This is a genomic window from Campylobacter sp. RM12640 (assembly GCF_020137595.1).
Classification (GTDB): domain Bacteria; phylum Campylobacterota; class Campylobacteria; order Campylobacterales; family Campylobacteraceae; genus Campylobacter_E.
Window position 1 is genome coordinate 33,510 of the sequence record NZ_JACGAU010000009.1, and the last position, 23,175, is coordinate 56,684.

Genomic DNA, 23,175 nt, shown 5'->3' on the forward strand with positions numbered 1-23,175 from the left:
TTAATCCTTTTTGTTAAATAAAAATTGTTTGTATTGAATAAAATCACGATTATGTGTGTATGTAATATGAGCTTTATTATCGCTAATGAATACACTTGCGTAGCTCATTTCTTTACCTTTATCAATATCTAAAATCCTATGAAAATCATTATAATCTTTCATAATAGCAAGGCTTAAAGTATTTCTTGAACCATCTTTATCGCTATTGAAAAGCAAGAAAATATCATTATTTACTTTGAATAAATTAATAGAATTATCATAATTTTTTAGATTTGTTTTTGTTAAATCATTGCAGTTTAAAAGATTATCACAAGTCATAGTATAAAAATCATAATTAGCACTTTTGCTAGACCTAAAAGCAAATAAAGCTAGTTTATCATTAATAGCAACGACACTTGGCTGAAATAAATCTTTAGCATTAGTGAGTTTTTTGATTTTTAAAAGTTCGCCTAAATTATTAAATACTAAAGCTAAGGGATATTTATTGGCTAATTCGTGATAAATCGGGAGTAAAAAGCCAAATTCTTTACCTAAATTAACATAAATAGCATTGGCTCTTACAAGATTACTAATATTTGCAAAAGGGCTTAAATGAAGGACTTTTTGGAATTTAAAATCAATAGTATCAATACTGCTAATATAATGATATATTTTGCTATTTGCCCAGCCGCCAAAACTAACTCCTACAACAAATAAATGGATTTTATTATCTGTTTTGACTAAGGTTGGATTTCCGATTTTTTTAATATATTCTTTGCTATCTTTCATAAGCTTTTCTCTAGTAATTAATGCAAAAGGCTCTAAATAATTTGTGCCTTGATAAATACTCGCATAAATTGCTACATCTTTTGCACCTTCTTTAGAACCTGCAAAAAATACGCTAAGCAAATAATCATTATTAAGAGATATTGTGCTTGAAGAATGTGCTGATAATACACCTTGTTTCATTGGTATAGAAATGCTTTTTAATTCTTGGATTGTTTGGGTTTTGTGGTTGGTTGGTTTGGTTAAATAAGTAAAATTTATATCTTTGTTATTTAATAAATACCCCCCCCCCATAAAAATAAACTAAATAAAAATAATGTGAGTTTTTTCATCTTTGTCCTTTGTGGTTTTTTAAATCATAACTAACATTTATAAATTAATAATTTTGAAGTTTTATTTTTTCTGAAATTAAATCATTGAACCATTCAATATTTTTTTGTATATCTACTTTTCCATTTGTTATTTTTGCAATTAATTCATAATTTTTAGTGTTATCATAAACCAAAATCTCATCACACAACGGCATAATTTTTAAAAGATTTTGCATACTTTCGTAATATCTTTTATCTATTAAATGCGGTTCTATATCATGTCCACCTTTACTAACTCGTATTTTTACACGCTCTTTTGCTGTTTGTGGGCTATCAAGCCCTACAAAGCGTAAATTTATTTTGTAATTATTCTCTTTTAATTCATCAAATAGATTTAATATAGATTTTCCACAAAGTGTAGTTTCTTGATTGAAATTAAGTTTATCATCTATATAAACTTTACGCATTGTTATAGCTATTCTTGAAGCACGAACTTGAGTTTGTCTATCTCTATAGTCTCCAATACTTTGAGCTATTTCATCTACATTTATACGATAGCCTAAATTTATTCCTTTTTCTAGTGTTAAAAAATATAAAGTGGTTTTTCCTGCACCATTTACACCAGCAAAAATAGTAACTATAGGTTGATTTATCATAAATTTTCCTTATATAGATTTTAAGTAATTATAATAAAAATTAAATAATTTTATTAATATAAAAAACTAAAAATATTTTATATTTATTTATATCTTTTTATAAATTTTTAAAAACAATTGCTAACCCAAATACTTAGAATTTAAAAAAAATCAAATTAAATTCCAAATCCAAAAAAATATCAAAAATAATAATTTATACCTATTTTAAATGTTTCGTTTTTGTGAAAATATTTTTGAAATTCAGCAAAAATCGCAGTGTTTTTATAAATCTTAAAATGAGTTTTGATACTTAAAATATCTTCTAATAAGCCGTGCTTATAAAAATTCTTATGATAACTTAAACTAAGCTTATTTGCTTTATAAGATAGGCTTGTAATTATTTGATTATTAAAGCTCAAACCATCTTTATAAGCTCTAAAACCACTTAAAAATGATAATAAAAAATACTCATTAACAAAACTAATCCCACCTAAAAGCTCCATATTTGCTAATTTATCATCTAATACATCATCATAAGCTAGTTTAAACAAAAAACTTGGCTTATGATTTATATAGTTAAAATCACTTAAACTTGCAAGTCTTAGCAAAACTAACTCATCTAATTTAGGCTTTTTATCATAATTAATAGTAGTGCTTAAAAATTCTATCCCGATACCTTTATCAAAACCCAAATCATCTTCATAAATATCGTGCAAGGCTGGTCTAATTGATAATAAAACTTTCTTTTTTGTATCATAAGCAAATGATATTTTGCTAGGATAATTAGCCTTAATTATGCTTTCTTTTGAAGTTTTTAAAGGAAGCTTTGCTATTTTGCTTTGAGATAAATTACTAGATATTTTATGAGTTATTTTTTTGTATTCATCTACACTAAGCTCATTTTTACTAGCATAATACTGACTAAGCTCGTTCGCTAAGGCTAAAATAGAATAATCATAATTTGGCTCAATTTTACCTAAAGCTATATTTTTTGCTAGATTTATCTCATCAAAACTCAAATCTTTTGCTTGATTTAAAATGGTATTTAACTTTGATGCTCTATAGTGATAATCGCTAATTAGATTAATATCGTTGATTTTTTGTATAGTATTGCTTGGGATTACGCTATAAATAAATTTATTTCTTAATTTAATATCAGGATTTGCATTCTCAAGTAACCACAAAATATTATAAGAGCAATTTTTATCAAAAAACAAATAAACCGAACTACTATCCTTAATCTCCCATAAATGCAAAATCAGTCTATTTACTTCTTCTTCATTTAATTTTAAATCATACTCGTAAAGGTCTCTATTTTCGCTATCTTTGTATGTTTTTAACATATCATAATAAGGCTTTAAAGAATACTTGCCAATGTATCCGCCAAACAAACCTTTAAAGGCAAACATTAAGCCATTTTCATCTTTTTCATCAACATCAGCAGCATAATTAATAGCGTAAGATAAAAGCCTTGAATTGTAATTAGAATTAATTAGCAAAAATGTATGCCCAAACATTGAAGCTGGGGAATTTAAATAAGCAGCTGGAAAAACTATGCTAATTGATTTAGGGCTAATATATTCTAAGAAATTATTCAAATCAGAACAATTTAAATCCTGATTTTTAGTAAGTTTTAGAGATTTTTCTATGTATTTTGCCCTTAAAGGAAACTTGCAAATAAAGTGCAAATTATCATTATCATTGCTAAAAGTTATAGCAGAATCTTTTTGATTTAACTCTTCTTTTTTGCCTAAATATATTTCTTTTTTTAAAAAATACATATATAAATTAAGCTCAAATTCTGATTTTAAATTCCTTTGATTTGAATAAAAAAATTCTTTATTAATTATCTCGCTTTTGTTGTTTGTAAAGTGAAGGAGATTTTTCCATTCTATTGTGTTAAAAACTTGTTTTTGATTAGCTTGTTGAATAATTTCTAAAAACTCATCTTTAGAAATACTTAATTTAGAAAAATCAAGATTTAATAATTCATTATCTTGTGCCTTTGCAAAAATACAAAAGCACAATAAAAATAAAAACTTTTTCAATTATAAAGCAGAAGCTCTATCTAAAACTTGAGCACCTACAACATCGCTTGAATTATAAATAGCTAAGTAATTTGCTCTTAAATTAGCTTTAAATAAATCAGCATCTTTTACTTCTAAAAGTTCAGCTAAAGTATCTAAATGCTCGCCCATTCCTAAAGCAGCTTCATTTGATAAAGCGTCAAGATTTGCATTTACGAAATTAATTGCTTTTTCATTATGAACTAATCTTGTTTCTTGGCAATTTAGTGTTCCTGTAGTAATACCAAAAGTTTGATTACCTGAAGTTCCGTTTGTAGTAGCTTGTAAAGCATACATAATTGCTGAATCAGGGTTTTTAATAATTATAGTTCCAAGTCCGCAACCTGTTTGAGTATTTGCACCTGCAAATAAAGAAGTGCTAATCGCACCAACAACTACCAATGAAGAAAGTAATTTTCTCATTATAACTCCTTTTAAAGTATTAAAAAAACAAATTATAAAACTATATATTAACAATGAGTATGAATGGTGCGCCCGAAGGAATTCGAATCCCTGACCTTTTGAACCGCAATCAAATGCTCTATCCAGCTGAGCTACGAGCGCATAAAATAAGTTTTTGAAATAAAGTGGCGGACAGAGAGGGATTTGAACCCTCGAGCCCCGATTAAGAGCTGCACCCTTAGCAGGGGTGTGGTTTCAGCCACTCACCCATCTGTCCAATAAGTAAAACGCATATTATATATTTTAAAAATTAGATTTAGCTTAAATTATTCCAAAAGTTGTAATTTTTCATCACATAAATTTTTCCAATCACCACTTTTGCATTCTTTTAAAGTTTCTTTTGCTTTTTCAAATTCTTTATTTTTAATTAGCATACTAGCTTCTAAATATTTTGCATTGCTGTATTCTTCTTCGCTTAATTTTAATTTATATAAATCTATAAATATTTCTTTAGCTTCTTTTATATTATTTTTATTAATTAAAGCATTTAAAGTAATTAACTCTATCTTAGGACTATATAAATTAATACCTAAATAATTTTGTATATTAATTGCTTTTTTACCATAAGTAATAGCTGAAATATCAAGATTATTGTTTTTAAAGTAATTTAAAAATTCATCATAAACCTCAACTAATCTTAATCCATTGCCGTATTTTTCAAGCTGTTTTAATGAAAAAATAGCATCATTGTATTTGTTTTGCTTAATTAATGATAGTGATAAATAATAATATATCTCAAAATATTCTGGTTTTTTAATATTAAATCGTTTATTTAAAATAGATTTGATTATATTTTCTACATCTTTATACTGCTTATTTAAATATAAAAGTTTTGCTTGTTTGATTTTATAAAACACCAAATCTTCATTTTCAAACTTAATTGCAAAATCTAAAGCTAATTTATTTTCTTTTTTTCTCTCTAAGCACTCTAAATATTTCATTTTATTAATGACTTTTTCATCACTTATAAAATTATTATTTTTTATGTATCCTAAAACTTCATCGCAATCATCATCATCTAATGCAATATTTAATAAATTAATCAAGCTACTATCATATAAAGAAATTAGCTCTTCATTTTCACTATCTTTTATTTTCTTTTCTAGTTTTAAAATCTTTTCATAATCTTTTTCTTTATACAATAATTTAACTTCTTCATAAAGAGCTCTTTTTGATATGTTATTATCATATTTAGCCATTAAAAAATTATAATATTCGTGCAATTTAAAGCTATCTTGTTCATCTTTTTCAAAATATAAACTATCAATAGTCTCATCAATAATATTCATATATTCGCCATTTGGAAATAGCTTTTTATATTCATTTAAATATTCATCAGCCTTTTTATAATCATTATTTTTAGCTAAAGAAACACCTAAATTTTTTAACACTCTTTCATAATAAGGGTCTAATTTATTTGAATTTTTAAATAAAAACTCATAAATAGGAGCACTAATATCATACATTTTTTCCTTGAAAAAATCATCAGCTAAACCTAATGTTTTATCTTTATCTTCTAATAAGTATTGCTCATTTGCATTAAAGACTTTTAATACAAATTCCTTAGCTTCCTTTGCTTTATTATGACTAATATTGATTTTTGCTAAAGATATTGCAGCTTTACTAGCCAAAATCGCATCATCTGAACTAAATAAAATATTATTATAAATAATAGTAGCAGCATCTCTTTTGCCATGAGATAGTAAAAAATCAGCATAGTTTAAACTTGCCAATTTTGTGTAATAAGAATTTGGATGCTCGTTATTTAAAATATCTATAAAATATTCAGCATCACTTCTTTGTTCTAATTTTAAATAAGTTTTTACCATCATTTGCAATATTTCAGTGTAATTCTCATCACTTGGAAAAACCCTTACATAATCTTTTGCACTTGAAATAATTTCTTCGCTTAAAGTGGTATTTTCATTTAGCAAATTAAACATAGCTCTAATTCTATACAAATAAAACTCACTTATAAAAATACTATTTTTATATTTTTCTAAAGACATATTGCATAAATCTAATAGCTCTTTATATTGCTTATTATCGTAATATTTTTTAATACTCAAATAAGAATTAATATCACTATTATCGCTAATATTTACAGGATTTTGGTCTAAATCAAGTCCTTCTATAAAAGGAGTTTGCAAATCAGGAAAAATCACATCAAAATCAAGTCCATTAGGACTTAACACTCCTTGGGTATATGGAAAAAATATAAAAGTAAAATTTTTAGAAACTTTTTTACTAGATGCAAAAACCACATTAGTATCATATAATTTTTGCTCACTATCAACAATACTAACATTTGTTTTAGGGTAAATATATATATCTAAAGTATCTTTTGAATTTTTAAATTCTAATTTGAATAAGGTTAAATCTTGATTTGATAATAACCTTGATTTACCCTTCACACTACATTTAAAATAAGGTTTTAAATTCTCATCTTGTAATTTATCACAAGTTATATCAGTATTGTTTTTAATATGTAAAACTGATATATTTTTATTTATTTCCTTGCCAGAGTTTATATATAGTTCAAAAGAATATAAATAAACGCAAAAGCAAAGAAATAATATTTTTTTCATTATTTAATATAATCTAATCCAACGCTTGCAACAAAAGAAGCAATAATTGCTAAAATTAAAACTATTTTTTGAGCGTTATTAAAATATAAAAATCCTATTTCTTTATCTGCAAAAATTGCTTTTATAAATCTTAAATAAGCAAATAGCATAATAATTGAGCTAAGTGCCATACAAATTGCTGCATAAATATTAACATTTAAAGCTATATTAATTACACCAACCTTAGCAAAAAATACACCAAATGGTGGCAATGCTGCAAGATTTAACAATAATACAACAATACAAATTCCTAATAAAGGATATTTCTTAAACACCCCTTTTAAATTCTCATAATTTGTGTCTTTAAACGCACCTAAAAACATAAATAATGCGATATTTACAAATGCAAATGTTAAATAATAATATAAAAACATTTGGCTTGATAAATGAAAAAATGCAAGGGTTGAATAAGCAAACGATGAATGTGAAACAGAGCTATATACTAACATTGATTTTGCATTATCTTGCTTTAATGACATAACACTAGCAAAAAGCATAGAAGCACAAGCAATAATTAAAATAATCTCACTTACATTGAAGAAATTTTCAAATGAAATCATAAATCTATATGCAAATACCATCATAGCTATTTTTGGAACTATTGAAATAAATCCAGCTAAACTTGAATCAGCCTTTAAATACACATCTTTAAGCCACATATGAAGCGGTGCTACTGATAATTTAAATAATATTGTAATTCCTATCATAACAAAGGCTAAAATACTAGCCGTGCTAATTGTAGCTAATGAGTTTAGTTCTAAACTTGCACTATCAAAATAATACATTGCAGAACCCATAGCAAAAAATGCTGAGCCTAGCATTCCGTAATTAAAGTATTTAATAGCGCCTTCAATTGCTTTTTTCTTAAACGCTATTAAGCTATAAAGTGCTAAAGAAGAGCCTTCAAGAGTTATAAAAGCTACTATTAAATTATTAGTGCTTACCATAAAATTTAAACAAGCTATCATCATTAAAAATAATGCAAAAAACTCACCTTCATCAGCTCTTTTATTAGCAAGTAGAAAATAAATAGCTGATAGATTGATTAATATACTTGAATATTTTGCTAAATTATCAAATATAAATAAATCAAAAAAACTCTCATCATAAGGGCAATTAAATTGGCAAATAATAGCAATTATTAAAGCCACAATACTAAGCCCTTTTAAAGCTTTTAAATCAAATTTATAAAATAAATTAGCAACCAATATAAAACAAGCAAAAACTATCAAAGCAAGTTCAGGTAAAATAAGTAATACATTTAAATCAAGTTGCATTCTATCTCCTTATACCGCAAAGTTGATATAATCTAAAATTATATTAGGATTTACTCCAAATACAATTATAATCAAAGCTATGAAAGATAAAATTATTATCTTAGATAAACTAACCTTTATGTCTTTAGCTTCATTTTCTTTACTTAAAAAGCTATTTCTAAACATATTTAACATATAAACAGCTCCAAGTATCACAACTAAAGTAGCAAAAACTCCAGCCATCTTACTAGCTGCAAATACTCCATAAAGAACCAAAAACTCACCTGCAAAGCTTATAGTAAGTGGTAAAGAAATTGATGAAAATAATAAAACTCCAAAAATAAATGTCAAATAAGGCATATGTTTAGCTAAGCCCTTTAACTCACTTAGATTATAAGTTTTGTAATTATCTTTTAAAATTTCAGCGTAAAAAAACATTGCCCCACTTACAATAGCATGAGCTACCATATAAACAACAGCTCCACTTAAAGCAATTGGATGCATAGAAAAAATACCTAAACAAATAATTCCTAAGTGTGATATTGAACTCATTGCACTTAATTCTTTATAATTTTTCGCATTGCTTGCTAGAAGTGCTGCATAAATTGCTGAAATTATACATAATGTATAAATTATCCCACTAAATTCATTAATACTAACAGCAAATAAAGGAAGGCAAAACTTAATCATTCCAAAAGGCGCCATTTTAAAACTTGCAAGCATTACAGAAACAAAATTAGGTGCTTTTGAATAAGTTTTAATAGCCCAACTATGAAATGGAAAAATAGGAGCTTTTATAGCAAATGCTAGGAAAAATCCTATAAATAATAAAGTATTTTCAATAGGACTTAAATTTGTAGTTGAGAAATAACTAATGTCAAAATTTAAAATCGCATCATTAACTCTTGCATTATAAGCTAGATAAATCATAGCAAGTAGCATAAAAATTGAGCCTAAAAATGCAAATACAAAAAATGACCTAGCTAGTTTTGCTTCATTGTTTTTAACCATTAAATATAAAAGTGGAAATAATGAAACTTCCCAAAAAATATAAAATAATAAAGCATCATTTGCTAAAAATAAACCATTCATACAAGCACTTAAAATCATAGCACTTATTAAAAAGTCTTTTGTTTGTTTAGAAAAAAAGCACATTGACAAAAATAGCATTAAATTTGCAACAAAAGCTAAAGTAAATGCTATCTCATCAGCTTTTAAATTAATCCCAAAATTAAAAGCTTTTATTAAAGTATAGTTAAATGTATGAATTTCATCAATTATCACATAATAATTAAGGCATAAAATTATAAAAGAAAATAAAATTCCGCTAATTTTAGAAGCCTTATCATTTATAAAATATGCACTAACCCCAAAAATTAAAGGTAAAAATATCAATAAACTAAGCATATATCACCACCATTGTTAAAAGTAAAAACACACAAAATGCACAAATAAACACAATGTGAAGAGTTAAGTTATTGTTTTTGTTCTCACAAGAAACAAGATTTAAAAGCTTTTTAGGACATTCAAAAATAAATGAATATAGACCTTCTTCAAATCCTGTTAATACTTTAGCTAAACATTTATAAGGTTGTATGAAAATAATCTCATATAATTTAGGTATGTAATATTCATTTTCTAAAAGCTTTTTATATTTACAATTGCAAGTTTCTTTTGCACCATTTTTATAAACTACTATAGCTAAAACAATTCCTACTATAGCAACCACTAAAGAAATAGCAATTAATACATAATTATGGTGTAATTCTTGCATAGGAATTCTGATAAATTCAAAGAATTTACTATCCCAAAAACCTGCAATAATTGCTAATATTGCTAAAGGTAGCATTGCAATTAATGCTATAGGTTTTGCTTCGTGTGGATGGATTGTGTGATTTTTTGGAGCAAAAAATACCATCATTAATAGTCTAAAACTATAAAACGCTGTTAAAAACGCTGTAAATAATAAAACAGAATATAAGCCAAAATGCTCTGTTACAAATGCAAAATCTAAAATCTTATCTTTTGAGAAAAATCCTGCGAATGGATAAATACCACTTAAAGCTAAACTTGCAATTATCATTAAAACTGCTGTAACTTTCATAGGTTTATATAATTTACCCATTTTATAAATGTTTAATTCATCGTGCATTGCATGCATAATATTTCCAGCACCTAAGAATAATAATGCTTTAAAAAATGCGTGAGTTACTAAATGAAATAATGCTATTTTATAAGCTCCTAAACCACAAGCTACGAACATATATCCAAGTTGAGAAAGTGTAGAAAATGCCACAATTCTTTTTAAATCTTTTGCAGCAATTGCCATTGAAGCAGCAAATAAAGCTACAAAAGCACCTAAACAAGCTATAAAATAACTTACATTTGGAACTTGCGAAAATAAATCGTGAGAGCGAATTACCAAATAAACACCAGCAGTTACCATCGTAGCAGCGTGAATTAATGCTGAAACTGGTGTTGGACCTGCCATCGCATTTGCTAGCCAAGTATGGAATGGAAATTGAGCTGATTTACCCATAGCACCAACAAATAGTAAAGCAGCAATTAAAGTTAATAAATTAGGATTTAACATTTCGTGAAAGCTTAATATAGCAAATACTTCTTTATAACTTAAAGTTCCGAAATTAAAATATATTAAAAATATTCCTAAAAGCATTGCAAAATCACTTATTCTATTCATAATAAAAGCTTCATTTGCTGCTAATGAGAATTTTTCATTTTGATACCAAAAGCCGATTAATAACCAAGAGCATAGACCAACGCCTTCCCATCCAACAAATAATAATAAGAAATTATCGCTCATTACTAAAATTAACATACAAAATACGAATAAGCCTAAAAATGCAAAGAATTTATTAAAACCTTCATCGTGCTCCATATAATAAATACTATAAAAATGCACACAAGTAGCAACTAATGTTACAACACACATCATAGTAAGGCTAACAGAATCTATTAAAAAGCCGAAATTAACATTTAAAATTCCTATCCAATGACCCAAACTAATATACAAATTCTTATCTGCTAAATAATATAAAGATATAAAAGCAAAAATACAAGCTAAAAGCATTAAATAAGAACAAAAATAACCTATTACTTTATTTTTTGGAGAAAAAGAATAAATTCCTGCAAAAATTGCACTTAATAATGGTAAAAATAAAACACATAATAAACTCATTTGCACTCTCCAAAATCTAGACTTTTATCGCGTCTATATTTAATCACACAAAAGCTAAGCCCAATAGCTACTTCGCAAGCTGCTATTGCCATAATAAAAATAGCAAAAACTTGCCCATCTAAAGCATTGTGCATTTTTGAAATTGCTACAAAAGCTAAATTTGCAGCATTTAACATTATTTCAGTAGATATAAAAAACATTATTAAATTCTGTCTTTTTAATACTCCTACTAAACCAATCAAAAACAATACAATTGATAATAATAAATAATTCATTGTTCTTCCTTTATCTTCTTTGCTACTAGCACAATAGCTGCTATTATTACCATTAGTAAAACCACTGCAACTATCTCAAAAGCTAAAAGGTATTTTGTAAATAAAATAATCCCTAAACTACGAGTATTTTCAAGCTCTTCGCTAACCAATAAACTTGATTGAGATAAATTTAACTTAAATCCTAAAGTCATAATTATCATAAGAACACTCGCTAAAATACTTAAACTAAAAAAAGTTTTTTTATGTTTTAGCTTTTCTTTTAATTCTTTGCTTAAATCAAAAAACATCATAGCAAAACTATAAAGCCCTAAAACAGCCCCACTATATACTATAATTTGAGCAGCACCCAAAAACTCTGCTCCTAATAAAAAATAATGAGCGCTTAAAAATACCATTCCACAAGCAAGAGAGCTAAGAGAATATAAAATATTTTTAGAACTTACCGCAATTATAAAAAATCCCGCAACTAAAGCAGCGAAAATATAAAATATAATTAACTCAAACATCTTTTGCCTCTTTATTCGTTTTATCTTCTTTTGTATCGCTAGAATTTGAAACTGAAGCTTCACTTTCTCTTGCCTTCATTACATCATAATAATTTGGAGTAACTTTTACAAAATCATCAGCATCAGCTCTTAAACTTCCAGCACCTTCAAATTCAACTTGATTAATTAGATTATCAATTGGAGTTAATATATCTTTTTTATGTGCAAAATATGACCTTTGCTCTGCTGCGTTTTCATATTCAACACCATGCACGATAGCAAGTTCAGGACAGACTTCAGCACAAAATCCACAATAAATACAACGACCAAGATTAATAGAATAATTACTTACTAATTTTCTACCATCATCGCCTAATTTTGTCTCCATTCTAATACAATTTGAAATACAAATTTTTTCACACAACCCACAACCAATACAGCGTTCATTTTCGCTTTCAATAAATCTTTGCAATCTATGCACAGCACGATAACGATTATCTAATTTGATTTTTTCCATTGGATATTTAATAGTTGCTGAATTACCCCTTTTTAAGGTTTCATTAATTATAAATGCTAAACCACTGATTAAATCAGTATTTAAACATCTTTTAACACTTCTTATAAATTTTTCATAAGGAGTAAGAATTAATTTTCTTTTTTCATCTACTACATAATATTTTTTCATATATTCTCCTTATAAAGCCAATAACGCAGTTATGATTAAATTAGCACCCGCAACAGGTAATAATATCAAATAGCTCATTCTCATAACTTGATCAGCCCTTAAATGTGGGAAAGTCCCCCTAGCCCAAAAATACCAAGAAAATACAAAGCATATTTTTAAAATCATAGCAATAGCGCCTGGTATGAAATAAAAATCGTTATATCCACCTAAAAATAATAAAGTAATCAAAATTGAGCCTAAAATCATACTAGCATATTCGCCTATAAAAAACATTCCCCAGCGAAGACCACTATATTCAGTGCCATAACCTGCAACTAATTCAGGGTCGTTTTCTGCTAGACATAAAGGAGTTCTGTTTGTTTCAATAAAAATTGCTATTGTAAATAAAACAAATGCAATTGGTTGTTTAAATACTAACCAAGATAAAATTCCACCTTCTTGATAAGCATTAATATCAACTAAGCTCATAGAACCAGTTAATAAAACAACAGCCAATAAACAAAGACCACTAACACCTTCATAAGATATGATAGTAACAAGACCCCTAGCACCACCTATTAAAGGATATTTACTAGAACTTGACATACCACCTAAAAATATAGCATAAGCACAAAGTGATGAGCATCCAGCAATGTATAAAACTGCTATATTTACATCAGCAATAATTGGTTTTATCGTATGCCCAAATAATGTAAATTCAGGAAAAATCGGCACAGCAGCAAAAGCCATAAAAGCACAAATTGCTGATACTAAAGGAGCTACTTTAAATACTTTACTATTTGTCATATATGGGATTAAATCTTCTTTTGTAAATAATTTAATCATATCAGGAACAATTTGCAAAACACCAGCAGGTCCTACCATATCAGGCCCAAGTCTTCTATGAACATAACCTAAAACCTTTCTTTCTAAATAAGTTGCAAATCCAGCTAATGAAGCAAAAATTGCAATTACTAAAAGACATTTAATCAGCGTAACGATTATAAAAAACATAGTCTCACTCATAGCTAATTTCCTTTATATTTAACGCATAGTAGCGTCTTGTTTTAAAGAATTTATAAGGATTAATCTTATCATCAAAAGTAGGTAAATAAGCACCATTTTCAATATTCTTATCTAAAACTACTTTTATAATAATTTCATCTTTATCATCATAAATCTTAACCATAGAATTTTCTTTTAAATTATGTTTAGCTAGATAATCTTTACTTGCGTAAAGTGAAGCACATTCGTTAAAAAAGCTTGATTTATTAGTATATTTTGATAGATTTCCAATTGGGTTTGCAAGTATTACAATATCATCTTTTTTACATTCGCAAGTTGATTTTATATTTTGTGGAATTTGATTATCTTGTTTTAAATTCTTTACAAACTCACAAGTATCAATTAAATACCCACGATGATTATTTCCTGCATTATCATAATGATTTGTCAAATCATCAAAAGCAATATTTAAAAAGCCTTTATCTTTAGGTAATTGCTCTGTATATTCAATCGTATAAAGTGCATCTAATCCAAGAGCATTTGCTAAATCATTTAAATAATATCCTTTAAATTTAAGTGCAGCATTCGTAGGAACAAGCCTTTTATCATAATTTACAAATGTTCCTTCTTGCTCAAGTAGATTTGAACTAGCAAGATTATTATGCTCATCATTTGAAAATGAGAAATCTCCACGCTCATTATATCCTAGAGTAAAACCATCACTAGCTTTACTTAATTTACACAATAAACTTACACCTAAAGTATTAGTGCGTGGTGGGATTAACATAACTTTAAAATCAGTTAATTTTTGAATATTTGCAAGTAAATACGCTAAATATTTTGCATTTTCATGGTAAAAATAATCATTTCCGATAATTAAAGTAAAATTAGCTTTTTTAAGTAATAAATCTTTTAATTTATCTTCATCAAATCCTAATTCTTTAGCTAGGCTTGATTTTTTGATTGTTTCTTGCTTTTTCTCTTTAATCTCATTGCCTTCAGCATCTTTACTTTTAACTTCTACTTCAATTTGTTCTTCATAAAAAGCGTCTTTGATATATGCTAAATTCTGCGGCAAGTCTTTTGCAAAATATTGTAAAATAAATTCTAAAACTTGAGCTTCTTTACCATAATCACAATTTACACTTACGAAATTCTTAGCAATTTTTGAAAATTTTGTATCTTTAATAGGATGAAAATAAAGCCCAGCACCCTTATTCATAACAATTGCATTATTTACTTTATAAGATAAAGTAGGATTATCGTGTCTTAAAAAACTTCCTGCAATTACGATAAAATCAGATTTTTTAACATCATCACTACTTGCATTATAAAAACTACCTGAATGAGCGCAAAAAGTCTTTAAGAAATCTTGAAAACATAAAGCTTCATTATTTACTAAATTAAAGCCATATTTTTGTCTAAGTAATTCTAAAATATATGCTTCTTCATTTGTTATATAGCTATTAAATTTCACATTTTTAATTTTATTATCTTTAAACAACGATACTAAGCGATTAAACTCTACTTCATCTTTACCTTTACAATCACTTGCTATATCATAAGCAAATCTTGCAGCCTTATTTAAAGTAGTAAAATGAAAATCATTTGAAACTCTATAAACCATCTTAGTATTATCTTTAATACTTTTTTGTTTAACATCATAATACATAAGCTCACAATCACTACTATGTGGATTACTAGCAGGTATGCGAGTAAGTTCCCAAGCATTTGAGCGATATTGAAAATTCTTATTAATAATTGCGCCAGTCGGACAAACACTAACACACTCAGCACATTCTTGACAATCTAAAGTCGTTCCATTTTGTGGAGCTATTAGTGATTTTTGAAATTTTGTCCAAACTGCATAAGCATCTTTACTCATAGTATCTTTAAAATCTTTATCAGGCGCATCTCCACCACGAGCTATAGTTTTTAACTCACTATCTCCGATTTTGTCCTTACATACGGTAATACATCTTTCACAAACTATACAAAGACTTGGGTCATATTGTAAAGCACCCCAATCTTGATGTCTTCTATCTATTTCTTTTATCCAATGATTTTGAGTATCTACTTGTGCTTTATGCGTGAAATTCTGTAATTCACATTCTCCACTTTTATCACAAACTCCGCATTGTAATGGGTGATTTATGCAATAAGTTTGCATAATAGCATTTCTTTCGTCCCATAATTCTTTAGTATTGCTTAATACCTGCATTCCATCTTTTACTTTAGTATTACAAGCGTATGAGCGTTTGCCATCAATTTCAACCATACACATTCTACAAGCTAAAGTTGGACTGCAATCATTTAAATAGCAAATTGCAGGTATGAAAATATCATTAGCACGAGCAACTTGTAAAACATAATCGCCATCATTAGCTAAGCATTCTTTACCATTAATGTTAATTTTCATTGCTTACTCCTTTAACCACACAAGGACTAAACGCATAAGCATTATCTTTTTTACTTAATGCAAATAATCCTTTTAAACTATTATCAATTTTTACTTTCTTTTTTAATGTTTTAGTTTTTGTTTTAATTTCTACTAAATCAAATTCTTTAATTTTTGCAAGATTTGCAAAAGCTGGACTTACTATAAAATCATCATTATCTAAACATTCATATAAAATAAGCCCATTATTATCATCTAATTCAACCAACTCAACATCTTTTAATTCATAATCAAACATAAGTTTTAAATCAAAATGTTTAGCCAATTTACTTGCAAAATAATATATATTTTTGTCTTTATGATAAAGCAAATTACTATCTAATAAGATTAAATCAGCACTCTTTAAAAATTCTAAAATCTCACTAGCTTCTTCTTCTCCAAAACAACTCTCAGCACTAAGTTCGCCTATATCAAATTCGCTTAAATTAAGCATAGTGCAAAACAATGCTAAAACATAGCTTTCGGTCCCTAGTTCGCATTTATAAAATTTTTGTTTTAATCTCTCATCGTAAAAACTACCGATATTTACTATTTCATCTTGGCTAAAATGACTTAAGACTTCTTTACTTGCATAATTTAAGAAGCTTAATATTTTCATTTTGCTTCCTTTTTAATAACTATAGTCCAATCACTTTGATTAAACTTAAGTGAGTTCATCATCTTACAATTATTATTAGCTACAAATTCATAAGATTTATCAATATTAGAAAAATCTCCGATTTCAAATAAAACAACCAAAACTTCATTAGCTTTAGCATTATCAATATGAGTTTTTAAATCAGCAAATAAATCTTTACTTTTTCTAAGGTCAATTCTTCTCATCTATCAATCTCCCCTAAAACAATATTTGTTGAACCCATAATAGCCACAACATCAGCCACATAAGTTCCAACCAAAAGCTCTTCATAAAACGAACAATGCCAAAAACTAGGAGTTCTAGCTTTAAGACGATAAGGTCTAGTTGAACCATCACTTTTAATAAAATATCCAAGCTCTCCTTTAGGACTTTCTGTTGGCACATATACATCTCCAACAGGTGGGCGAAGACCTTGAGTAACTAATACGAAATGCTGCATTAAAGAATAATTTTGAGTCATAATTTGTTCTTTACTTGCACTTACAAATTCTTTATTGTTGCAAATTAATTCAGGAGAACTCTCTCTATACATAGGCACTAATTGTCTAAGTATTTTTACACTCTCACGAAACTCTTGCATATAGCATTTATATCTTGCGTAAGTATCTCCTTGGTTTGCAACGGGAACACCAAATTGAACTTCATTATAAAGTAAATATGGCTCTTCTTTTCTAATATCCCATTCAATTCCACTTCCACGAAGCATTACTCCACTACAACCCCAGCTTAATGCTTGTTCTTTTGTAACAACCCCAACGCCTTCTGTTCTAAGACGCCAAATTCTATTATCATCAAGTAAGGTTTCATAATCTTTTACATCGTTTAAGAATTTATCACAAAATGCTAATAATTCTTGAGTAAAATTAGCTGGTAAATCAAGCATTGCACCACCTATTCTCATAGATGAATGCGTAAGTCTTGCACCACAATATTTTTCTATTAAATCCATAACATATTCACGCTCTCTAAAGCAATATAAAAATACAGTCATTGCTCCAATATCAAGTGCGTGAGTTGCAAGCCATAATAAATGACTAGCAAGTCTATTTAATTCTAATAACATCATTCTAATGATTTGAGCTCTTCTAGGAATTTCTAAACCACAAAGCTTCTCAACAGCTGCTACATAAGCATAGTTATTTGCACTTGCTGCTACATAATCCATTCTATCAGTAGTTGGAATAAATTCTTGATAAATCATATTTTCAGCCATTTTTTCCATACCACGATGCATATAACCAATCATTGGAGTGCATTTAACTACTTTTTCCCCATCAAGCTCTAACACTAATCTTAAGTTTCCGTGTGAGCTTGGGTGCTGAGGACCAAGATTTATAATCATTCTGCCATCTTCTTTACTAAAGGCTACATTTTCATAATAAGGTTTTAACTTTGATGGTATTTGCATTATCTTCTTCCTTCTATGAATTTTGAATCAGCACGCTTAACTTTCTTAACAAACATTACGCCTTCATCTTCTTGATATTCTTGTTTATAAGCAATACTAATAGGCTCAGCTCCTTTTGGAACTTCATGATAAATTCTAGAAAAATTATTTGTATCATTACAATCAACTCTTCCTGAATCACGATTTTCAGGCCCTACAACTTCACGATATTCCTTACCAAAAATTCTATCTATTTCATACCATTTGGCAAATTCATCTCCTTCTAAAGGATAAGATTTTTTAAGTGGATAATCAAACCAATCATCAGGCATTAATAGTCTTTTTAAATTAGGGTGATTAATAAAATTTACACCCAACATATCATAAGCTTCTCTTTCAGACCAATTTAAACCCTTAAATACACAAACTCCACTTTCAATAGTTTCATCTGCCTTACAGGTTGTAACTATTCTAAGCCTTTGTTTTTTATTCATATTTAATAAAAGATATTGAACTTCATAAGAATTATCTTTAGCTAAATAATCAGAACAAATCAATTCAGTAAAAGTTGTAAAACCTAAATCTTTAGCCTTTCTTAAAGCCTTTAAATTATCTTCTTTATTGATTATAAAAACTGCAATATCAAGCTCAATAAAAGAATTTAAAACAGAAAAATTATTATTAAACTCATCAAATAAATATTCAAATTCACTACCTTTTATATCAATTTTAGTAGTTTGTGGTGCGTGATAAAATCTATCTTTGTAGTAGTCTTGCTTTTGCGCATTAATCTTGTCTTTATATTCTCTCATTACACCAACCTTTTTGCTGCTATTTTTTTAGATATTTTTTCTTTTCTAATTTTCTTTTGAAGTATCATTAAAGCAAACTGAAAACTTTCAGGGCGTGGAGCACAACCAGGAACATAAATATCAACAGGAACTATCCTATCAACACCTTGAACCGTTGAATAAGTATTAAACATACCACCAGTGTTTGCACAACTACCAACAGATATAACCCACTTTGGATCAGGCATCATATCGTATAATCTTCTTGTAAATTCTGCATGTTTTTTACTAAGAGTTCCAGCTACAAGCATTACATCGCTATGTCTTGGACTTGCTCTAAAAATAGTTCCAAATCTATCAAAATCATACCTTGAACCACCACCAGCCATCATCTCAATAGCACAACAAGCAAGACCATAAGAAAATGCCCATAAAGAGTTACTTTGACCCCAACCAACTAACTTATCTACCGAAGTTAAAGCTATTGGCATTCCATTTGTGTTTAATTGATGCTCTGCCATTGTAACGCTCCTTTTTTATACGCATAGATAAAACCAACTAAAAGTAAAACAAAAAAACAAACCATTTCAATCAATGCAAAAAGTCCTAATTGCTTATACATTAAAGCCCAAGGATACATAAAAACAACTTCTATATCAAACAAGATAAAAATTAAAGCAAAAATAAAAAATTGTGAATTTATTTTAACTGCTTGTTTTTGCGGTAAAGGTCCGCACTCATAAGGTCCTAAGCCTAATTTTTTTCTATTTTTTCTAGCTAAAGAATTTCCTATTGTTTTTGCTAAAAAAACTAGTCCAAAAAATAAGCCTGTAGCAATAACTAACATTGCTAAAATGCCGAAATACTGAATATCCACATCTGAACTAGACATTTTAATTCCTTTCAAAATTTTTTTGGATTTACTAAAAAATAATTCGTAAATGATAGTGAAAAAAACTTAATTATTTCTTGTTCTCAATTAAGGTTAAAAGTATTAAAACTTTTTTAAGAAAAATATTATATAATCACGACTTTTTAATAAATTTTTTGAAAGGATGAAACGTGCCTACCATAAATCAATTGGTTAGAAAAGAACGCAAAAAAGTGATTGTTAAATCAAAATCACCAGCGTTAAAAGATTGCCCACAAAGACGTGGCGTTTGTACAAGAGTTTATACTACAACTCCTAAAAAACCTAACTCAGCGTTAAGAAAAGTTGCAAAAGTTAGATTAACAACAGGATTTGAAGTTATTAGTTATATTGGTGGTGAAGGACACAACCTACAAGAACACAGCATCGTTTTAGTGCGTGGCGGAAGGGTTAAAGACTTACCAGGTGTTAAGTATCACATCGTTCGTGGTGCTTTAGATACTGCAGGTGTTGCAAAGAGAACAGTTTCAAGATCAAAATATGGAACAAAAAGACCAAAGCCAGGTCAAGCAGCAGCTCCTACAAAAGGCAAAAAATAAAAACGAGTTTCACAGATTTGCAGCTTAGATATGCGGCATAATTTGAGTAAATTATAATTTAAAGTTGAAGAGGAAAAAATGAGAAGAAGAAGAGCACAAGTTAGAGAAGTTCTAGCTGATCCTATTTATGGTAGTAAAGTAATTACAAAATTTATTAATTCATTAATGTATGATGGTAAAAAATCTGTTGCTACTGAAATTTTATATGGTGCGATTGATTTAATATCGTCTAAAAATAGCGAAGTTAAAGGTATAGATATATTTAATGATGCTATTGAAAATGTAAAACCTGTCTTAGAAATTAAAGCACGCCGTGTTGGTGGTGCAACTTATCAAGTTCCTGTTGAAGTTCGCCCTGTTCGCCAACAAGCGCTAGCAATTCGCTGGATTATTCTAAACGCTAGAAAAAGAAGCGAAAGAACAATGATTGAAAAATTAGCAGGTGAGTTAATGGATGCAGCAAATAGCAAAGGTGCAGCATTCAAGAAAAAAGAAGATACTTACAAAATGGCAGAAGCGAACAAAGCATTTGCACATTATAGATGGTAAAAAGGAGTTAAAATGGCAAGACAAACTCCTTTATCTCGTGTTAGAAATATTGGTATTGCTGCGCACATTGACGCAGGTAAAACTACAACATCAGAAAGAATTTTATTCTTTACTGGTATGAGTCATAAAATTGGTGAAACTCACGAAGGTACAGCTACAATGGACTGGATGGAGCAAGAAAAAGAGCGTGGTATTACAATTACTTCAGCTGCTACAACTTGCTTTTGGAAAGACCACCAAATCAACCTAATTGACACCCCAGGCCACGTTGACTTTACTATTGAAGTTGAGCGTTCAATGAGGGTTTTAGATGGTGCTGTATCAGTATTTTGCTCTGTTGGTGGAGTTCAACCACAAAGTGAAACCGTATGGAGACAAGCAAATAAATATCATGTTCCAAGAATAGTATTCGTAAATAAAATGGATAGAGTTGGAGCAAATTTTTATAATGTTGAAGCACAAATTAAAAATCGTTTAAAAGCTAATCCAGTTCCAATTCAAATTCCAATTGGTGCTGAAGACACATTCCGTGGTGTAGTTGATTTAGTAAAAATGGTTGCTTATGTTTGGGATGATGATAAAAAACCAACAGATTATACAGAAATTGAAATTCCAGCTGACTTAAAAGAAAAAGCTGAAGAATATAGAACAAAATTAGTAGAAGCAGTTGCTGAAACTAGTGAAGAACTAATGGATAAATACCTAGGTGGAGAAGAATTAACAAACGATGAAATCTACAAAGGTATCAAAAAAGGTTGCCTTGATTTATCAATTATTCCTATGTGCTGCGGAACTGCATTCAAAAATAAAGGTGTTCAACCACTACTAGATGCTGTTGTAAAATACTTACCAGCTCCTGATGAAGTTGCAGATATTCGTGGTCAATATGAAGACGGCACAGAAACAAGTGTTAAATCAACTGATGATGGCGAATTTGCAGGATTAGCATTCAAAATTATGACTGACCCATTCGTTGGACAACTTACTTTCGTTCGTGTTTATCGTGGAAAACTTGAAAGTGGTAGTTATGCTTACAATGCAACAAAAGATAAAAAAGAAAGAATTGGTCGTTTATTAAAAATGCACTCAAACAAGCGTGAGGAAATTAAAGAACTTTATGCTGGAGAAATTGGTGCTATCGTAGGTCTAAAAGATACACTAACAGGTGATACTTTAGCAAGTGAAAAAGATAAAGTAATTTTAGAAAAAATGGATTTCCCTGATCCTGTTATTAGTGTTGCAGTTGAGCCAAAAACTAAAGCTGACCAAGAAAAAATGGGTATCGCACTTAATAAACTTGCACAAGAAGACCCAAGCTTTAGAGTTTCAACTGATGAAGAAAGCGGACAAACTATTATTTCAGGTATGGGTGAATTACACCTTGAAATTATCGTAGATAGAATGCTTAGAGAATTTAAAGTTGATGCTGAAGTAGGTAAGCCACAAGTTGCTTATCGTGAAACAATCCGCCAAAGCGTTGAGCAAGAATACAAATATGCAAAACAATCTGGTGGTCGTGGTCAATATGGACATGTATTCTTACGCCTTGAGCCACTTGAGCCAGGTAAAGGATACGAATTCGTTAATGATATTAAAGGTGGGGTTGTTCCAAAAGAATATATTCCTGCAGTTGATAAAGGTATTCAAGAAGCATTACAAAATGGTGTTTTAGCTGGATATCCTGTAGAAGACGTAAAAGTTACACTATTTGATGGAAGTTATCACGAAGTTGACTCAAGCGAAATGGCATTTAAATTAGCTGCTTCAATGGGCTTTAAAGAAGGTGCTAGAAAAGCTGGTGCTGTAATACTTGAACCTATTATGAAAGTTGAAGTTGAAACACCTGAAGATTATATGGGTGATGTAATTGGAGATTTAAATAAACGCCGTGGTCAAGTAAATAGTATGGATGAGCGTGGTGGAAATAAAATCATCGCAGCATTCTGCCCACTTGCTGAAATGTTTGGATATTCAACTGACTTAAGAAGCCAAACACAAGGTCGTGCTACATATTCAATGGAATTTGACCACTATAGTGAAGTTCCAAGAAATGTTTCTGAAGAAATCATCAAAAAAAGAAATATGTAATATCTAAACTAGGGATTAAAATCCCTAGTTCTTCAAAAAAATAAT

General features: G+C 28.6%; 22 protein-coding genes and 2 tRNA genes. 3 read left to right on the forward strand and 21 right to left on the reverse strand.

From position 1 onward, the window contains the following. The 21 genes from AVBRAN12640_RS04780 to AVBRAN12640_RS04880 all read right to left on the reverse strand — a co-directional run bounded on the left by AVBRAN12640_RS04780 (position 1) and on the right by AVBRAN12640_RS04880 (position 19,915). Positions 1–948, reverse strand: a complete 948-nt coding sequence (locus AVBRAN12640_RS04780; protein WP_336607167.1) for a sialidase family protein — start codon at positions 946–948, stop codon at positions 1–3. A gap of 193 nt (positions 949–1,141) precedes the next feature. Beyond that, positions 1,142–1,732, reverse strand: a complete 591-nt coding sequence (locus AVBRAN12640_RS04785) for a zeta toxin family protein (RefSeq protein ID WP_214117469.1) — start codon at positions 1,730–1,732, stop codon at positions 1,142–1,144. Between the two features lie 179 nt (positions 1,733–1,911). Further along, entirely contained in the window at positions 1,912–3,759 is a 1,848-nt protein-coding gene (locus tag AVBRAN12640_RS04790) for an Lnb N-terminal periplasmic domain-containing protein (protein ID WP_336608513.1), read from the reverse strand. After that, entirely contained in the window at positions 3,760–4,200 is a 441-nt protein-coding gene (locus tag AVBRAN12640_RS04795; RefSeq protein WP_214117471.1) for a DUF3015 family protein, read from the reverse strand. It lies immediately after the preceding gene. Between the two features lie 64 nt (positions 4,201–4,264). After that, positions 4,265–4,341, reverse strand: a tRNA-Arg gene (locus AVBRAN12640_RS04800). A 24-nt stretch (positions 4,342–4,365) separates the two neighbouring features. Then, positions 4,366–4,456: transfer RNA gene (locus AVBRAN12640_RS04805), tRNA-Ser, on the reverse strand. A gap of 49 nt (positions 4,457–4,505) precedes the next feature. After that, a complete protein-coding gene (locus AVBRAN12640_RS04810) occupies positions 4,506–6,827 on the reverse strand; it encodes a tetratricopeptide repeat protein (RefSeq protein WP_336608514.1) in 2,322 nt (773 codons plus the stop codon). Then, complete coding sequence (locus AVBRAN12640_RS04815) at positions 6,827–8,143, reverse strand: NADH-quinone oxidoreductase subunit N (RefSeq protein ID WP_336608515.1); 1,317 nt, start codon at positions 8,141–8,143, stop codon at positions 6,827–6,829. The genes AVBRAN12640_RS04810 and AVBRAN12640_RS04815 overlap by 1 nt, the downstream gene beginning before the upstream one ends. Before the next feature lie 9 nt (positions 8,144–8,152). Further along, positions 8,153–9,529 carry a complex I subunit 4 family protein gene (locus AVBRAN12640_RS04820; RefSeq protein WP_214117474.1) on the reverse strand — a complete coding sequence of 459 codons (1,377 nt, stop codon included), beginning with the start codon at positions 9,527–9,529 and terminating at the stop codon, positions 8,153–8,155. Beyond that, complete coding sequence (nuoL, locus tag AVBRAN12640_RS04825) at positions 9,522–11,327, reverse strand: NADH-quinone oxidoreductase subunit L (RefSeq protein ID WP_442862247.1); 1,806 nt, start codon at positions 11,325–11,327, stop codon at positions 9,522–9,524. Before nuoL ends, AVBRAN12640_RS04820 begins: the two co-directional genes overlap by 8 nt. After that, positions 11,318–11,596 (reverse strand): NADH-quinone oxidoreductase subunit NuoK, encoded by a 279-nt coding sequence (gene nuoK, locus AVBRAN12640_RS04830; protein WP_214117476.1) that lies wholly within the window; start codon positions 11,594–11,596, stop codon positions 11,318–11,320. Before nuoK ends, nuoL begins: the two co-directional genes overlap by 10 nt. Then, positions 11,593–12,102 (reverse strand): NADH-quinone oxidoreductase subunit J, encoded by a 510-nt coding sequence (locus AVBRAN12640_RS04835; RefSeq protein WP_214117477.1) that lies wholly within the window; start codon positions 12,100–12,102, stop codon positions 11,593–11,595. The genes nuoK and AVBRAN12640_RS04835 overlap by 4 nt, the downstream gene beginning before the upstream one ends. Further along, positions 12,095–12,766, reverse strand: a complete 672-nt coding sequence (gene nuoI / locus AVBRAN12640_RS04840; protein ID WP_336607172.1) for an NADH-quinone oxidoreductase subunit NuoI — start codon at positions 12,764–12,766, stop codon at positions 12,095–12,097. The genes AVBRAN12640_RS04835 and nuoI overlap by 8 nt, the downstream gene beginning before the upstream one ends. A 9-nt stretch (positions 12,767–12,775) precedes the next feature. Continuing rightward, positions 12,776–13,771, reverse strand: coding sequence for an NADH-quinone oxidoreductase subunit NuoH (nuoH, locus tag AVBRAN12640_RS04845; protein WP_214117479.1), 996 nt, complete (start codon positions 13,769–13,771; stop codon positions 12,776–12,778). After that, positions 13,764–16,169, reverse strand: a complete 2,406-nt coding sequence (locus tag AVBRAN12640_RS04850; RefSeq protein WP_336608517.1) for an NADH-quinone oxidoreductase subunit G — start codon at positions 16,167–16,169, stop codon at positions 13,764–13,766. The genes nuoH and AVBRAN12640_RS04850 overlap by 8 nt, the downstream gene beginning before the upstream one ends. Continuing rightward, positions 16,159–16,806, reverse strand: a complete 648-nt coding sequence (locus tag AVBRAN12640_RS04855) for a hypothetical protein (RefSeq protein ID WP_336607173.1) — start codon at positions 16,804–16,806, stop codon at positions 16,159–16,161. The genes AVBRAN12640_RS04850 and AVBRAN12640_RS04855 overlap by 11 nt, the downstream gene beginning before the upstream one ends. Continuing rightward, on the reverse strand, positions 16,803–17,030 hold the full coding sequence (locus AVBRAN12640_RS04860; protein WP_214117482.1) for an NADH-ubiquinone oxidoreductase subunit E family protein: 228 nt from the start codon (positions 17,028–17,030) through the stop codon (positions 16,803–16,805). Before AVBRAN12640_RS04860 ends, AVBRAN12640_RS04855 begins: the two co-directional genes overlap by 4 nt. After that, positions 17,027–18,253 (reverse strand): NADH dehydrogenase (quinone) subunit D, encoded by a 1,227-nt coding sequence (nuoD, locus tag AVBRAN12640_RS04865; protein WP_214149680.1) that lies wholly within the window; start codon positions 18,251–18,253, stop codon positions 17,027–17,029. The genes AVBRAN12640_RS04860 and nuoD overlap by 4 nt, the downstream gene beginning before the upstream one ends. Further along, a complete protein-coding gene (locus tag AVBRAN12640_RS04870) occupies positions 18,253–19,044 on the reverse strand; it encodes an NADH-quinone oxidoreductase subunit C (protein WP_214119743.1) in 792 nt (263 codons plus the stop codon). Before AVBRAN12640_RS04870 ends, nuoD begins: the two co-directional genes overlap by 1 nt. Further along, positions 19,044–19,544 carry a NuoB/complex I 20 kDa subunit family protein gene (locus AVBRAN12640_RS04875; protein ID WP_214117485.1) on the reverse strand — a complete coding sequence of 167 codons (501 nt, stop codon included), beginning with the start codon at positions 19,542–19,544 and terminating at the stop codon, positions 19,044–19,046. The genes AVBRAN12640_RS04870 and AVBRAN12640_RS04875 overlap by 1 nt, the downstream gene beginning before the upstream one ends. Next, a complete protein-coding gene (locus tag AVBRAN12640_RS04880; protein WP_214117486.1) occupies positions 19,526–19,915 on the reverse strand; it encodes an NAD(P)H-quinone oxidoreductase subunit 3 in 390 nt (129 codons plus the stop codon). Before AVBRAN12640_RS04880 ends, AVBRAN12640_RS04875 begins: the two co-directional genes overlap by 19 nt. Positions 19,916–20,085: 170 nt before the next feature. On the opposite strand from AVBRAN12640_RS04880, the gene rpsL reads away from it, so the two are divergent. The 3 genes from rpsL (at position 20,086) to fusA (ending at position 23,130) form a co-directional block, all read left to right on the forward strand. Then, positions 20,086–20,493: a 30S ribosomal protein S12 gene (rpsL, locus tag AVBRAN12640_RS04885; RefSeq protein ID WP_214117487.1), complete on the forward strand. Its 408-nt coding sequence runs from the start codon at positions 20,086–20,088 to the stop codon at positions 20,491–20,493. A 78-nt stretch (positions 20,494–20,571) separates the two neighbouring features. Further along, the gene (gene rpsG / locus AVBRAN12640_RS04890; RefSeq protein WP_214117488.1) at positions 20,572–21,042 is read left to right on the forward strand and encodes a 30S ribosomal protein S7; all 471 of its coding nucleotides are present in this window, start codon (positions 20,572–20,574) and stop codon (positions 21,040–21,042) included. Between the two features lie 12 nt (positions 21,043–21,054). Then, the gene (gene fusA / locus AVBRAN12640_RS04895) at positions 21,055–23,130 is read left to right on the forward strand and encodes an elongation factor G (protein ID WP_214117489.1); all 2,076 of its coding nucleotides are present in this window, start codon (positions 21,055–21,057) and stop codon (positions 23,128–23,130) included. The last annotated feature ends 45 nt before the right edge of the window (positions 23,131–23,175 follow it).